The organism is Vibrio hangzhouensis (assembly GCF_900107935.1).
In the GTDB taxonomy this organism is placed as follows: domain Bacteria; phylum Pseudomonadota; class Gammaproteobacteria; order Enterobacterales; family Vibrionaceae; genus Vibrio; species Vibrio hangzhouensis.
This window is the reverse complement of record NZ_FNVG01000013.1, coordinates 13,672-27,283: the sequence shown is the minus strand read 5'-3', so window position 1 is coordinate 27,283 and position 13,612 is coordinate 13,672. Positions and strand designations below refer to the sequence as shown.

Below are 13,612 nucleotides of genomic sequence, written 5' to 3'. Positions count from 1 at the left end.
TGTCTTTAAGACAACGACGGTTTTTTTATGTCACTTAATAAGGTTGTAGTGCTGAGTTAAAAAATCCCCGGCCTTGGCAAAGCCATGCTCATAGTCTTCAAGGATCTGATCTTTCTGGCTCAATAGTCCTTTTGATGACAACTCGTGTTGAGGCTGAATATGCCAAAGATTGACGTCATCCGGCGGAGAAAGAAGAAATTGCTCAACCTCGGCATGATTTGCATAATGTGACACCAACATGTCCAGATGACGTGTCCCGTTTCGGCTAAATGGAATGCGCTTATTCTGAACATCGATCAAATGGGTCAATTTGTCCTTCTCAGAAAGCCAGTTTGACAGGTTAAGCTTTTGTGCTGTGAGTGTTTTATATTGCTCCCGATAAGACTCCAGTCGCGGTCCGGTGAGCCTTTGATAATCCAGTTTCATTGCATTAAGTTTGTCGGAAAACTGCTTTTGAAACTCCACCAGCCTCTCTGTTGTGCCTGATACCTTCAAATGATGGAGGTGCATATCCAATCCCTCCTCGAGCTCTTTTTTCCATTTATCGAGAGACTCTCTGATTGCCGATGAGGCAACGGGCTTCGCTTTCTGCTCCGGAATCGTACTGATCACCACCATGTTATTGATGCCACGACGATACGACTCTTCGACCGGGATAGTGGCAGAAACCCCACCGTCTACCCATTTCTTACCATCAAATTCGATGTCGTGATAATAGAGCATGGGAATGGCACAGGTTGCTTTGAGCACATCAAACCAGTTATCCGCGAAGATAGGGTAGTAATAATCCTTGAGCTCCTCGACATCGGTAATGCAGGCAAGCGCTACTCTGTCCGCCCCCAGGTTGGCTTTACCCTGCGCTATATCTAGCGGAAACTCACCACTGTTCACAAACTCAAAGGCCCAGTCCAAATCCATAGGCTGCTGTTTTTGAATGAACTTATTGAGATCAAAGAAACGCTCACGGGTGGTGTAGTTCAGAATAAAATCGAGCCCGAGCCCTCTTTGTTTCGTCACGAATGATGATACATTCAGAGCACCCGCGGAGGTGCCAATATATAAAGAAAATGGGTCAAACCCCACGTCGATAAACTTATCCAGCACGCCAGCGGCAAACGCCCCTTTCTGGCCTCCGCCCTGTACAATCAACGAGTACTTCTCTTTTTGGTTGAACACGTCCATTCACTCCGGATTTCGTTGCCACTTAATACTTTGAGATTAAGATATTTACTCTAATCTTCAAACTGCTTTGTGTCGCTTTTTTGTTACTACTGAATACAGATCGCCCCTACCGTTCTTAAGACGCTAGCCTCCCTCCACCTTTTAGACAATTCACCATGTAACCCCTTGTTTCTGCTTGCACTCTCATCAACTTGCTCTTTCAAGGCTTGCAGCCGCTAATAATTATTATATACTGTATGTATATACAGGTATTTTACTATGCATGAATTAATTAACGATTTACAACGTAAGCAGCTCATTTGGAAAGGAAATCGAGAGAGTTTGCCCAGCGAATGCCATTCAACAGGATTCCCTGAACTGGACGCACGCCTGGGTGGCGGTTTTCCTACATCAGGTGTCATTGAGATCCAATCTCCACAAGGCATTGGTGAATTAAGACTGCTCATGCCCCATGCTCAGGTTCATGCCAGAGAACGCTTATTGGTGCTGATCAATCCTCCCGGCTATCTCTGTGCTGAATACCTTTACTCACAAGGTATCGCTCCGTCACAAGTGCTGTTGATCTATCCAGATTCCACAAACCACGCACTGTGGGCAGCTGAACAGTGCCTGAAAAGTGGCAGTTGCTGTAGCGTGTGTTTATGGCAGGAAAACCTCGAAATTCATCAGGCCAAGCGACTTCAGGTGGCGAGTGAGACAGGCCATTGTCTCCATTTTTTGTTCAAGTCTGTGAACTCCGACAGTCCGTCTAAAGTGTTTTCTTTACCCGTTTCTCTGAGTTTAACACTTGAGCCTCATGATAGCGGACTGACGGTATCGATCACTAAGCGTAAGGGCGGTTTTTTACGTGACAACTTTGTGGTCAGCATGGCCTCATATTGGCCAGAACTGACCCTGTCGGCTCAATCGACTCATTCTCGTGTGATTCCATTCCCAGTACAAAAGCAGGGTTAATCGAGGCCAACATGTTATTGTGGTTATATTTGCATTTTCCCACGCTGCAACTCGACACTCTGTTTCACTCTGAAAAGACAGACGAGGTTGCCATCGCCATTGTGGATGGCCACCGCCATGAAGTGGTTCAGGTGAGTCCATTCGCGCTGAGCCAGGGTGTTAACGTCGGTATGGGACTGGGCAGCGCCGCCGCACTTTGTCAGGAACTTCAGGTCCATCCTTATGATGAGAAAGTCGAAGTAAACCGTCTGCATGACATCGCACAATGGCTTTACATGGTCACATCCGATATCTGCCTCTGTCCCCCCAATGGATTGCTGCTCAAAGTCACTAACATGCTTTCGCTCTACGATGGCATCGATAACTACTGGTCTGCTCTACACTCCCATTTAGCCTTCCTTGGGATGCAAACCTGCTATTCCACTGGAGTATCACCTTTCAGTGCCATGCTAATGGCAAAACAGGGAAAAAACTGGATAGAACCGGATCTTGCCACACTGAAACAGGCGATGCTCCCCTACTCTCTGGGTTGCACAGAACTGGCGCTAAAACAGGTCGAGAAATTACAACGTGTGGGTATTCAGACCCTCGACGACCTTCTGGCTTTGCCGCTGCCGGAAGTCGCCAAGCGTTTTGATATCGATCTGGTGAACTATGTGGGCCGACTGACTGGTCAGTTCAAACACCCTGTGGAGTTTTACCACCCGCCAGAGCAGTTTCGTCAATATCTGGAGTTGCTGTTTGATATCGAAAACATCGACTGGTTACAAAAGCCACTCACTCGCTTGTTCAGGCAATTGGAACTGTTTCTTAAGCTGCGTGACAAAGTCGCTTTCGAACTGCAACTGACCTTACACCAGCGAGATCACGATGATCAGGCTATCTGCTTTCACTCCGCTCAGGGTGATTATCTGGCGGACAAGTGGCAAACATTGTCGAAACTGACTCTGGAAAATGTACAACTTGACGGCCCTGTTAACGGGTTAACCCTGTGTGTCCTGCGTTCAGCGGAAACTCAGGTGAATGAACACGACTTGTTCAGAGGGGTAAAAGGCCGTCAGAGCGCACTGGATCTCATCTCCACTTTGCAAGCCAAATTGGGCAGTCAGTCGGTTACTTCATTGAAGCTCACCGATGACCCCCGTCCCGAACTGGCCACACAGCCTATGAGGCCAGTCGCTGATGTAGACATTGAAGCCACCCCATCATTATTAAAAAAACTACGTCCGACTTTACTTTACCCTACGCCTCACCCCCTTGAGCAAAAAGTGAGGGTCATACTGGGCCCGGAGCGGATTGTCAGTGGTTGGTGGGATGGGCATCCGGTTAAACGCGACTATTACGTAGCCCGCACCCCTCAGGGTCAATGGCTATGGATATTCCGCACCGAAGAAAAGCAGTGGTTTGTTCACGGACTGTTTAGTTAATCCCGTACAGTAAGATCATCATGAAATACGCAGAGCTCTTTTGTCAAAGCAACTTTTCCTTTTTAACCGGCGCTTCCCATGCTGAAGAGCTGGTGCTTCAGGCAGAGTTTTTACAATACTCAGCCATCGCAATCACCGATGAATGCTCGGTCGCGGGGGTAGTTCGGGCGCATACGGCCATTAAACAACATGACTTGTCGCTCAAACAGATCGTCGGCAGTATGTTTTGGCTTAACGATGAGTGTCAGTTTATTCTCTTGTGTCCATCACGAGCGGCTTATGCCGAACTATGTCGTATCATCACCAATGCACGACGACGCTGTGAAAAAGGCCAATACCAGCTCTCTGAGTGGGATGTGATGTCACTGCGTCACTGCCTGATCCTGTGGCTCCCCACCGGGCAGGATAGTGATAATCGATGGGGACGCTGGCTTGAACAATATCACCAAAAACGACTCTGGATCGGCTTGCAGCGCCACCTGACGTCTAATGAACATCGCTACGTATCTCATTGCGAATCCCTGTCGGCCGAATTGCAGCTCCCGATCACGGCATGTGGGGGGGTGCTGATGCATACTGCAACCCGACTTCCCTTGCAACACACATTAACAGCCATCAAACTCAATACTTCCATTGAAAAGGTATGTGGTCACTTACTTGCCAATAGTGAACGCAGCCTGAGACCGAAAACCAAGCTAGAAAAGCTTTACCGCACAGAATGGATAAATGAAAGTCTCTACATTGCCGGCCTTTGTGAATTTCAACTGAGTGAACTTCGCTACGAATACCCGAGTGAGCTAATTCCAGATGGAAAAACCCCTATCGGCTATCTGAAAGAACTGGTGGAGAATGGTAAGCAGCACCGTTTTCCTGAAGGTGTGCCAGACCATGTCGAGCATACCATCAATAAAGAACTCGCCCTGATTGAAGAATTGGATTATCCGTTTTTCTTTCTGACCATTCATGATGTGGTAATGTTTGCCAAACGGCAAGGTATTCTCTATCAGGGAAGAGGCTCTGCGGCCAACTCTATTGTCTGCTATTGCCTGGAAATTACCTCGGTCGACCCAAGACAGATCTCGGTTTTATTCGAGCGCTTTATCAGCAAAGAACGCAATGAGCCACCTGATATTGATGTGGATTTTGAACACGAGCGCCGTGAAGAAGTCATTCAGTATATCTATCAAAAATATGGCCGGGAACGTGCGGCACTGGCTGCAACCGTCATCTCTTACCGCTTTAAAAGTGCAGTGCGGGATGTAGGGAAAGCACTAGGAATTAATGAGACACAGCTTGATTACTTCATCAAGAACATCAACCGTCGTGACCGCGCCCAAGGCTGGCAGGCTCAACTGGTCGAGCTTGGCTTAAAACCTGACTCTCTGAAAGGACAGCAGTTCATTGCCCTGGTAAATGACATCACTGGCTTCCCTAGACACCTTTCTCAGCATGTCGGTGGTTTCGTGATTTCATCCGGTCCACTGTATGAACTGGTACCGGTAGAAAATGCGGCCATGGCTGAACGTACAGTGATTCAGTGGGATAAAGATGACCTTGAGAGCCTGGGACTACTCAAAGTGGATGTTCTTGCGCTCGGCATGCTGACCGCAATACGCAAATGCTTCCAACTAGTACAACAACATTATGGACACACACTCTCTATCGCCGATATTACGCGCAGGCAGGACGATCCGAATGTGTACGGCATGATTCAGCGCGCAGACACCGTTGGGGTATTCCAAATCGAATCCCGGGCACAAATGAGCATGTTGCCACGACTCAGACCCGCCACCTACTACGATCTGGTGATTCAAATCGCCATCGTTCGCCCTGGACCGATTCAAGGCGACATGGTACATCCTTTTCTCAAACGCAGAAATGGCGAAGAAGCGGTGAGTTACCCTTCGGCAGAAGTCGAATCGGTACTGTCACGTACTCTGGGCGTGCCGATTTTCCAGGAACAAGTGATCAAACTTGCCATGGTCGCTGCTGGGTTCACCGGGGGAGAAGCCGACCAGCTTCGTCGGGCAATGGCAGCCTGGAAAAAGAACGGCGATCTGTTTAAGTTTCGTTCTAAGCTCATCGAAGGGATGCAACATAAAGGCTATGAGACGGCGTTTGCTGAGCGGTTATTCGAACAAATTTGTGGGTTTGGTGAATATGGTTTTCCTGAAAGTCATTCGGCCTCTTTCGCGGTGCTGGCATATTGCAGTGCCTGGCTGAAGTACTATTATCCCGCAGCGTTCTACACATCCTTACTCAATAGCTTGCCGATGGGCTTTTATAGCGCCTCACAACTGATTCAGGATGCACGGCGCCACAATGTCTCTATCGCTCCGGTGTGCATCAACCGCTCTCGGTACCATCACTATCTGCGACCAACCCGGCAAGGTCTCTGTTTACAACTGGGGTTCCGGCAGATCAACGGGTTGAGTGAGACCAGCATACAGCGACTCATGCAGCACAGACCCGATGAGGGATTTACCACGCCGACCCAAGTTAAGCAATTGGGCCTCAATCGCAGAGAGTTGGAGCTGCTTGCATCGGCGAATGCACTCGAGAGCATTTCCGGTAATCGCTATGCCACGCGCTGGGCCATGATGGATACTCTTCAGGACTTACCGCTATTCCAGTCCTATCAGACAAAGTCCACCGATTTACCTCATCAACCCTCTGCAATCGATAATATGCTGGAAGACTTTGGTTCAATGAACCTGTCATTGAACCACCATCCGATAACGCTGTTAGATAAGGCCGGAAAACTGGGCAGCTTCACTCGAATGCGCGATCTCGTTTTAAAGCCTCATAAGTCTCTGGTTACCGTAGTAGGAACAGTAACGGGTAAGCAATCTCCCGGTACCGCTGGGGGGGTAACGTTTTTCACTTTGGAGGACGATACTGGCAATATTAACGTCGTCGTATGGCGGGCTACCGCGCGAGCTCAGAAGAAACAGTACCTCACGGCAAAAATATTAAAAGTCAAAGGGATCCTTGAACGTGAAGGACAGGTAACACACGTTATTGCAGGAAGGCTTATCGACATGACGGAACAGCTCTCTGAACTGAAAGTCCAATCCCGAGAATTTCACTAACCATATATACTCAAGTATACACAAGCAATAAAAAAGGGAGCTCGTGCTCCCCTTTTAAACTCGTTGAATCATAGATCTACATTGACTGTTGCTTCCGTACGTCTTTTTTTCCATTCCTTGAAGATAAGTAAACTTAGTGTCATCAGGACCTTAGAAGTTAACCAAATCATATTGATGGAACAACCTTTAGCTGGTAGTGAATGATTGAGGTATGACTCTAATGACTTTCGTCATTCGTACCGCTAAATTATAACCTATTTTTAACGTATGGCATAACGTTAATTTGCGGCACGAAAAATCAAGCGAGCTGTCGAACCCGATCCTGGACCACTTCCACCAGCAAATCAGGCTGAAACTTAGATATAAAGCGATTACAGCCCACTTTCTCTACCATGGCATCATTAAAACTGCCACTCAACGAGGTATTAAGAGTGACATATAAATCTCTCATTCTGGCATCACTACGCACTTCATGAGTGAGCTTATAGCCATCCATCTCCGGCATTTCCGCATCGGTGATCATCATCAGTAACTCGCGGCAAACATCCATCCCTTCGTCGCACCACTGCTTGAGAAGCCTCAATGCCATCGCGCCATCAAAACACTCTATTATCTCAACACCAAGTTGGTCCAGAGTGCCTTTAATCTGATTACGCGCCGTTGAGGAATCATCAACAATCAGGATCTTCTTATCCTTTAATTGAGGTAACAAACTACGATCCAGGGTGTCCTCAGAGATTGAAACGTCATAATCAATAATCTCTGCCAGTACCTTTTCAACATCGATAATTTCAACCAGATTCACCTGTTGGTTTTCTTCAACCTTAGTGATGGCTGTCAGATAGTTGGAGCGACCAACAGTACGCGGTGGCGGTTGAATTTCCGTCCAGGCAGTATTGACAATATTCTTAACCTCACCAACCAGAAAACCCTGTACCGAACGGTTGTACTCCGTAATGATCAGATTTTGATCGCCACTATCATTTGGAGTGGGAAATCCAATCGCTCTTCGGAGGTCAATCACCGGCACCGACTCCCCGCGCAATGAAGCAACGCCACGTATGCTTGGGTGGGAGCCAGGAAGTTGAGTGAGAGCAGGAAGTTTTAACACCTCCTTTACCTTAAATACGTTGATAGCGAACGTCTGACGGCTGTTAAGGGTAAACATCAACAACTCAAGCCGGTTCTCTCCGACTAATTGAGTACGCTGATCAACGGAACTTAATACGCTCGACATGAAGCTTCCTTGGCAATGACATTGAAAAATACTTATCTCATGTAATCGGCAGGAAGCACAAGAAGTTTACTGACTTTGTAGAGAAAAATATGACAGTTCGCAAAAAGGATAAAAGTCTTTATCCTTCAATTACTTTCATCAAAAGTAAACCGTCATACAGCGCTTGCTTAACCAAGGCAGCGCCGGGCATGGTCGCTTGTTTATAAAAACGAGATTCAACCAGTTGCAAATCTTGGGTATAGACTGGCAGGCTCTGCTCATGAATGCACCGCTCAATAGCCGGATACAGGATTGATTTCGCCTGATTAATCACACCACCAATGAGCACCTTTTCAGGGTTAAACAAGTTAATCACTATCGCGATTGCCGATCCCAGATGCTCACCCAGTTTTTCGATCACATCAATCGCCAGAGCATCTCCCTCGACGGCCGCTTCACATATGGCTTCAACACTGATCTCTTCATAATCAGACAACGAGGACTTCTCACCATTAGCCAGTCGGAGAGTCACTTCGTCTCGAATCGCTTGCGAACTGGCGACGGTTTCCAGACAGCCCCGGTTACCGCAGTGACAAGGCACACCATTACGGTCAATCTGAATATGACCCAGTTCGCCAATATTACCATGCCGCCCCTGAAGCACTCGGCCATCGAGAATAATGCCGGCTCCCAAACCGTGGTGAATGGATATCAATACCGAGTTATCGCAGTCCTGAGAATGACCAAATAGATTCTCTGCCAAAGCCCAGGCTCGGGTATCATTGGCAACAAAAACAGGCAGTCCGGTAACTTTGAAGATCTCTTCACCAATATGAAGATCCTTCACATTGTAATGGGGCATTTGCAGCACTATCCCCTGATCGGAATTCACCAGACCTGGCAGAGTGATTGCAATGCTAGTGACACGATCGAGCTGTTCGTTATAGCTCTCGAAAAACTCTTCAATCTCGTAGAGCAGGCGGGCGAGTACATCCTCCTGATCGACCTCATGAATCTCAATCTTGGTATCGATGAGAACCTCACCACCGAGTTCATGCAGTGCAATGGTCAAATAACCGCGCCCGAGACGCATGGATAGAAATTGCCAGCCTTCATTGTTGGTCTGAAGCCCCACAGCGGGACGGCCTCGACTGGTCGCTTCCTGAACCGTTGTTTCGTGGATGAGGTGTGCGTCAATAAGTTCTCGTGTGATCTTGGTGATACTGGCCGGAGCTAAATCACTCAACTTGGACAAGTCGATTCGCGAAATAGGCCCAAATTGGTCTATCAGTTTATACACACGACCAGCATTGATCTGCTTAATATGATCAATGTGCCCGGGTTGAGCCATGTACATTTTGCACTCCAAAAAACAACAACCTATTAATTTTTTTACTTTGCGAACTAATTGTGAAGCAGTTTTGTGGATTGCCGTGACAAATATCACGCATATAGATAGAACTTTGGGGCTTGAATCACCCTACGTCACTCGTTTATGCAAGAGCCTGGAATGGTTACAGTACAAAATTCAATCAAAGATCGCTTAATACTGTGTTTACAGCTCCAACACTTTTTTTACCATGATTAATAAGACTCGCTAGTTAGCCCGGACTTTGTGGTAACCACCAGTCCTGCTGTGTGGTATTCATTCTGTTAAGAGAGTTAACCAGATTATATCCCTCGACAAACTGCAGACCAGCATCCAACCCTAGTTGATAATCATGAAGAATGTCATCGACATCGCTCAGCAAAGACGCTGTTTTAAGCGGACCGTCCGGCGCAATTTGGACAATGAAACAATCATCCGGCGGGTTGTTTAAAAACTGCTGTGTCAATGAATATGTCTGATAATGAACCATAAGCATATCGGCGAGTCCGGAATCAAATCTCTCACCAAACAAATGACTCAGACGATAGATATCAGCGGCCCCAAATAGCCAGCGACCACCATTGATCAGATTCAGGTGTTGAGCATGCTTCGCTTCCTGAGACTTTAGGATCTGACCATTGAAGAACCCATTCCAATCCCTGGACCATTGATCCACTTTTTCTTGCCACTGAAGTTGCAAACTGTTTAATGACTCGCGAAACCAGGTGGGCGACTCTGTGACTACAGGTTGATCGGGCATAACCAGCGGTTCTTCTGTCACCGCCTCCTCGGTTCGAATAACCACTATGGTGCGACTCCCCTGACGCCAGGCTTCCTGAACAGGGATTGAAGCTGAAACTCCACCATCAATATATTCAGCGCCGTTCACTATCACAGTGCCTTCATACAGGTTTGGGATTGCACTGGTGGCCAGCAAGACCTGATACCAGTCGTGCTGAAACATGGGTAAATAGTGATCTTTTAACGTCAGGGTATCTGTCGTGGCAGCAAAAGCTCGCCGATGGCCTAATATCCGGTGTCCCATATCGATATCAAGCTTGTAAGGGTAATCACAAATACTATCCAGCGCCCATTTAAGATCGAGGTAGCGTTTGCGACGGATGAAATGAAACAAATTAAAGAACTTTGGATCTGTGGTCAGATCCAGTATGAAGGACTTACCCAAACCGGCTTGACGGGACAAATAGGCACACAAATTCAATGCTCCGGCGGAGGTGCCATAAAACTCATCAAATTCGTCAAAATTAGACAATAAAAAGGCGTCCAGCACACCTGCAGTGAAGATGCCACGCTGGCCTCCACCTTGTGCAACTAACGCCGTTTTACCACCGATGAACTTTCCAAGTTGCTCGTCATCTATGACGGTACGGGCATTGGTGACCAGGCCTGTATTCGCCATAATAAGACTAAGCAGAAAGGATTGCGATCAGCCCAAATGCAATGATGGTACTAAACGCGGTGGCCGTGATTGTCAGTGCCAATTTTAAATCGTACTCCATAACACCTCCAAATGTAACAATTCAGTTACTATTGTGACACACCATGGCAATATATAGATAACCAATTTAAAATTATGGCGTTAATGTCACACTATAATAAACCTAGTACAAGATAGACGTTTAAAACAGGGAGTCCGACTATGAAAATCCCATTCTACATGGTGCTAACCACTGCTGCGCTTGCCAGTTACCCAGTCTTCGGAAATGTCATCGTTACTCCTTTTTTAGGCTATTCAATGGGAGGAGCTGCCCAAAATGGTGAAGGACAAACCTACGATATCTCCCCCTCTGCCAATGCGGCCATCGCCATAGAATTTCCATTTAGAAACGGTCGTATGGGGGCATTTTACTCACGCCAGGATTCATCACTCGATACGCTCAATCTGGATACCACTATCCAATACCTGCAATTTCAAAGTAGCGCGGAGTACCAGGTAGCAGAGATGACGTCTGCCTATATTGGTGCGGGTCTGGGCGCTTCTCACACATCGGGTCAGTGGACACAGTCTCATACAGGCTTTGCTGCCAGCATCTTTGGTGGAATGGAATACCACATCACTCAACATCTGGCGCTCAACGGCCAGATACGTTGGCAAGGTACCGTAGTGAGCAATGACACCATATCCATTTGTAACCTTCCTACCGATGATCAAACCTGCGTCATCGGATTCAAAACCAAATGGATGAACCAATTTCAAACTAACTTGGGACTTAGCGTTAGATTTTAAACAACCGTTAACAATCACAACTTAACGGAAACCTTTTGTCGACATTCATGCTACCAATTAGCCGTAACGTTAGTTGAATATACCCACACTTAAAATAAGTGTAATTAACCACAATTTAAATAACGCTTAAAAAAACCTCGCACGGCAGAGGTGAAGTTTAGCGAAATCCAACAATTTGCAACATTATTTGCAGAACATACCACTAGATACAGGACAGCCTTCATACAGGTCGTTCTATTGCCATGCCCGTTGAACAGGGTTAACCTGATTTCATAACGCAGTGATTTATTTCGCATTTCATCAACCTTTTCTTATACAGTTGGAATGTCTAACCAAAATCACTGTGCAAGTCCGACTAACAAACTAAGCAAACACAACTGATCACCTATACTGATTAACCATTCAGCAATCATCAGATCATGCCTCGAGGGTCTAGCTTTAGTTCGGACATTAGCACTCACATTGTCACAGATTTTATTAAAAGGAGTTAACTATGAAGCGTGAGCAGTGGGGATCCCGAGCGGGATTCATTCTCGCGGCTGTCGGTTCCGCCATCGGGTTAGGCAACATCTGGCGCTTTCCATATATGGCCTATGAAAACGGCGGCGGCGCGTTCTTTATTCCGTATCTATTTGCCATGATTACCGCAGGCATCCCTTTCATGATCCTTGAGTTCAGTATGGGACAAAAACATCGCGGGTCAGCCCCCGCAACGCTTGCAAAGATCAACACAAAGTTTGAATGGCTGGGCTGGTTTCAAGTAGGCGTAGCCGCTACGATTGCCGTTTATTATGTTGCGGTAATAGGCTGGGCCATTTCTTACTTTGGCATGTCGTTTACCCAAAGCTGGGGCTCCGATACTAATGCTTTTTTCTTTGGCGAGTACCTACAGTTAGGCGACAACTCTCCTACCAACCTTGGCTCGATTCAATGGAAAATTGCCGCTTCAATGTTGATTGCCTGGGGCATCACCTATGCAGCCATCGCAGGTGGCGTAAAAGCAGGGATTGAACGTGCAGCGAAAATCATGATGCCAGTACTGTTCGTCATGGTTCTCCTTTTGATTGCTCGTATGATCTTCCTACCTGGTGCTCTGGATGGCGTAAACTATATGTTTGAACCAGATTTCAGCAAGATCTGGGATGTTAAGGTTTGGGCTGCCGCCTATGGTCAAATTTTCTTCACCCTGAGTATCGGCTTCGCGATCATGTTGGCCTACTCCAGTTATCTACCAGAGAAGTCCGATATCACCAATAACGCCTTTATGACCGTACTCATAAATTGCGGGTTCTCCATCTTGGCGGGTATCATGATATTCTCCGTGCTCGGTTACATGGCTCAGGAACAAGGCAAACCCCTGACTGAAGTGGTCACTGCAGGTGTTGGTCTTGCCTTTGTTACCCTTCCTGCAGCCATCAATTTGCTGCCTGCACCATACATTCTGGGCCCCCTTTTCTTCTTCGCGCTTGTTATTGCGGGCCTGAGTTCGCACATATCCATCATGGAAGCCGTCACCTCAGCAGTTATAGACAAACTGAAGTGGCGAAGAAATAAAGCCGCAACTATCATTTGTGGCTCCGGACTGATTATCTCGATGGCGTTCGCCACCAATGGTGGGTTACTACTCCTCGATCTTGTGGATCACTTCGCTAACAATATTGGTATCGTCACTAGCTGTTTAATTGAAATTGTCCTGATGGCGTGGTTACTGAAAATAGCGGATGTAAGAGAGTATGTGAACAGCATCTCTGACTTCTCCATTGGTACCTGGTTCGATGTATGCCTTCGCTTCATTACTCCCATCATTCTCGCCATCATAGTTGCAACCAAATTCCAGACACTTCTTACTGAGGGATATGGTGGCTATGCTCAGTCAGAACTGATGCTATTAGGGTGGGGGTTAATGGGCCTTCTCGCCGTCGTTGGCGTTGCCATCAATGTCACAACTAAAAAGGAAGCGTAATCATGACTGCAAGTGCAATATTTATGATGGTTCTTGGACTAGGCATCACCTGGGGCGGTGCGTCTTACTGCATTAAGAAAGCGTTGGACAAATAACCTCACACTAAAAGGGAAAAGCCAGCGTTTAAACGCTGGCTTTTTTATGGTTTCTGCTCGGACATG

At 47.0% G+C, this 13,612-nt stretch carries 11 protein-coding genes; 6 read left to right on the top strand and 5 right to left on the bottom strand.

All coding sequences use genetic code 11. The features are described from left to right. Positions 1-30: 30 nt before the first annotated feature. Entirely contained in the window at positions 31-1,176 is a 1,146-nt protein-coding gene (locus tag C4S60_RS13710; RefSeq protein WP_425275132.1) for a patatin-like phospholipase family protein, read from the bottom strand. Between the two features lie 264 nt (positions 1,177-1,440). Here C4S60_RS13710 and imuA point away from each other — a divergent pair, with 264 nt between their 5' ends. Genes imuA through C4S60_RS13695 form a run of 3 tightly spaced genes read left to right on the top strand, consistent with a single transcriptional unit; the run spans position 1,441 to position 6,655 of the window. Beyond that, positions 1,441-2,136, top strand: coding sequence for a translesion DNA synthesis-associated protein ImuA (gene imuA / locus C4S60_RS13705; RefSeq protein WP_103880925.1), 696 nt, complete (start codon positions 1,441-1,443; stop codon positions 2,134-2,136). Positions 2,137-2,147: 11 nt separating this feature from the next. Then, positions 2,148-3,563: a Y-family DNA polymerase gene (locus C4S60_RS13700; RefSeq protein ID WP_103880924.1), complete on the top strand. Its 1,416-nt coding sequence runs from the start codon at positions 2,148-2,150 to the stop codon at positions 3,561-3,563. 20 nt (positions 3,564-3,583) lie between these two features. Next, positions 3,584-6,655, top strand: a complete 3,072-nt coding sequence (locus C4S60_RS13695) for an error-prone DNA polymerase (RefSeq protein WP_103880923.1) — start codon at positions 3,584-3,586, stop codon at positions 6,653-6,655. 298 nt (positions 6,656-6,953) lie between these two features. Here C4S60_RS13695 and C4S60_RS13690 read toward each other — a convergent pair whose 3' ends face one another. The 4 genes from C4S60_RS13690 to cydH all read right to left on the bottom strand — a co-directional run bounded on the left by C4S60_RS13690 (position 6,954) and on the right by cydH (position 10,760). After that, positions 6,954-7,892: a chemotaxis protein CheV gene (locus C4S60_RS13690; protein WP_103880922.1), complete on the bottom strand. Its 939-nt coding sequence runs from the start codon at positions 7,890-7,892 to the stop codon at positions 6,954-6,956. A gap of 118 nt (positions 7,893-8,010) precedes the next feature. Next, entirely contained in the window at positions 8,011-9,228 is a 1,218-nt protein-coding gene (gene mlc, locus C4S60_RS13685; RefSeq protein ID WP_103880921.1) for a sugar metabolism global transcriptional regulator Mlc, read from the bottom strand. 244 nt (positions 9,229-9,472) lie between these two features. Further along, positions 9,473-10,660, bottom strand: coding sequence for a patatin-like phospholipase family protein (locus C4S60_RS13680; RefSeq protein ID WP_103880920.1), 1,188 nt, complete (start codon positions 10,658-10,660; stop codon positions 9,473-9,475). Positions 10,661-10,667: 7 nt separating this feature from the next. Continuing rightward, positions 10,668-10,760 carry a cytochrome bd-I oxidase subunit CydH gene (gene cydH / locus C4S60_RS13675; RefSeq protein ID WP_103880919.1) on the bottom strand — a complete coding sequence of 31 codons (93 nt, stop codon included), beginning with the start codon at positions 10,758-10,760 and terminating at the stop codon, positions 10,668-10,670. Between the two features lie 140 nt (positions 10,761-10,900). On the opposite strand from cydH, the gene C4S60_RS13670 reads away from it, so the two are divergent. From C4S60_RS13670 to C4S60_RS13660, 3 genes are all read left to right on the top strand, one after another. Beyond that, the gene (locus C4S60_RS13670; RefSeq protein ID WP_103880918.1) at positions 10,901-11,488 is read left to right on the top strand and encodes an outer membrane protein; all 588 of its coding nucleotides are present in this window, start codon (positions 10,901-10,903) and stop codon (positions 11,486-11,488) included. Positions 11,489-11,981: 493 nt separating this feature from the next. Further along, on the top strand, positions 11,982-13,451 hold the full coding sequence (locus tag C4S60_RS13665; protein WP_103880917.1) for a sodium-dependent transporter: 1,470 nt from the start codon (positions 11,982-11,984) through the stop codon (positions 13,449-13,451). 2 nt (positions 13,452-13,453) lie between these two features. Further along, positions 13,454-13,546, top strand: coding sequence for a MetS family NSS transporter small subunit (locus C4S60_RS13660; protein ID WP_103880916.1), 93 nt, complete (start codon positions 13,454-13,456; stop codon positions 13,544-13,546). Positions 13,547-13,612 lie beyond the last annotated feature (66 nt).

Coding starts and splice junctions, on each gene's coding strand:
- imuA (WP_103880925.1), top strand. CDS start 1,441: ATGCATGAATTAATTAACGATTTACAACGTAAGCAGCTCATTTGGAAA.
- C4S60_RS13700 (WP_103880924.1), top strand. CDS start 2,148: ATGTTATTGTGGTTATATTTGCATTTTCCCACGCTGCAACTCGACACT.
- C4S60_RS13695 (WP_103880923.1), top strand. CDS start 3,584: ATGAAATACGCAGAGCTCTTTTGTCAAAGCAACTTTTCCTTTTTAACC.
- C4S60_RS13690 (WP_103880922.1), bottom strand. CDS start 7,892: ATGTCGAGCGTATTAAGTTCCGTTGATCAGCGTACTCAATTAGTCGGA.
- mlc (WP_103880921.1), bottom strand. CDS start 9,228: ATGTACATGGCTCAACCCGGGCACATTGATCATATTAAGCAGATCAAT.
- C4S60_RS13680 (WP_103880920.1), bottom strand. CDS start 10,660: ATGGCGAATACAGGCCTGGTCACCAATGCCCGTACCGTCATAGATGAC.
- cydH (WP_103880919.1), bottom strand. CDS start 10,760: ATGGAGTACGATTTAAAATTGGCACTGACAATCACGGCCACCGCGTTT.
- C4S60_RS13670 (WP_103880918.1), top strand. CDS start 10,901: ATGAAAATCCCATTCTACATGGTGCTAACCACTGCTGCGCTTGCCAGT.
- C4S60_RS13665 (WP_103880917.1), top strand. CDS start 11,982: ATGAAGCGTGAGCAGTGGGGATCCCGAGCGGGATTCATTCTCGCGGCT.
- C4S60_RS13660 (WP_103880916.1), top strand. CDS start 13,454: ATGACTGCAAGTGCAATATTTATGATGGTTCTTGGACTAGGCATCACC.